The following is a 1,192-nucleotide window of genomic DNA, read 5'->3' on the forward strand; positions in this document are numbered from 1 at the left end:
TGTGTGTGATCGACTATTCGTAGGCCGTTTCAGCTTGGAAATCCTGCCGAGTTGGTGGCTGGTTTCCTGCCAAAGAGCGCTAAGAATCAGGCCAGGCAATTCCCCTCCAGATCATGGATTCGGGGAGTGCGCAGATATAGAGATCACCCGGTGGCCCGGGCCGTTCCCAGAGTGTTGGGAACATGGGCCCGCCACCCCAGATAGGTTCCTTACGGCGCTGCCATTGCGAAGCGTGTGCGCCGGAAGGGCTGGAAAGCAGATGACGGTACCCATGTCCGTTCAAGAAAATATCAGAAGACTCGATTCCCAGGGAGTCCCGGGGCGTGAGATCGCCCGGAGGTTGGGGGTGAGTCGTGATTCGGTGGCCAGGTACGCGGAGCAGCAGGACTTCTCCCCGGCGCCGCCGGCACCGCTGGCCCGGCCCGGGGGCTCGGTGTTGACCGGGTTCGAGCGCATCATTGAGCAGTGGCTGGGCGAGGACCAGCGCCGGCCGCGCAAGCAGCGCCATACGGCCAAGCGCATCTTTGACCGTCTCGTGGCCGAGCATGGTTTCACCGGCACGTATTCCCCGGTCCAGCGGCACGTGAAGAAATGGGCGGCCCGGAACCGGCAGGCCGGGGAGGGCTTCACCGAACTGGTCTGGCCCGCTGGCACCGCGCAGGTCGACTTCGGGCAGGCCGAGGCGATCATCGCCGGGATCCGGCAGGTCCTGCACATCCTGGTGGTGACCTTCCCGTTCTCGAACATGCGCTTCGTGCAGGGGTACCGGGGCGAGACCGCTGAATGCGTCTGCCACGGGCTGCGCAGGGTGTTCGAACACATCGGGGCCGCACCGAGGCACCTGGTTTTTGACAACGCCACCGGCATCGGACGCCGGTTGGGCACCAAGGTCGTGGAGACGAAGTTGTTCGGCGCGTTCAAGCTGCATTACCGCTCCGAGTCGCGCTACTGCAACCCGTACTCCGGGCATGAAAAAGGGAACGTGGAAAACGCGGTCGGGTTCCTGCGCCGTAACCTCATGGTTCCGGAACCCGTGGCCTCCAGCCTGCAGGCCTTGAACGAGGTGCTCATGGCCCGGTGCGATGCCTTGTCCAGCACCACGCACTACCGCAAGGGCCTGCCCTTAGGTGAGTTGTTCATCCAGGACGTGGCGGCGTCCCTGGCATTGCCCGGGGTCGGGTTCGACCCGGTG

General features: G+C 64.3%; 1 protein-coding gene. It reads left to right on the plus strand.

All coding sequences use genetic code 11. The features are described 5' to 3' along the window. Positions 1 to 271 precede the first annotated feature (271 nt). On the plus strand, positions 272 to 1,192 hold a 921-nt coding region (gene istA, locus BJQ90_RS12105; protein WP_226760505.1), incomplete at its 3' end, for an IS21 family transposase.

Origin of the sequence: Arthrobacter sp. SO3 (assembly GCF_020532825.1) — a bacterium.
In the GTDB taxonomy this organism is placed as follows: Bacteria; Actinomycetota; Actinomycetes; order Actinomycetales; family Micrococcaceae; genus Arthrobacter.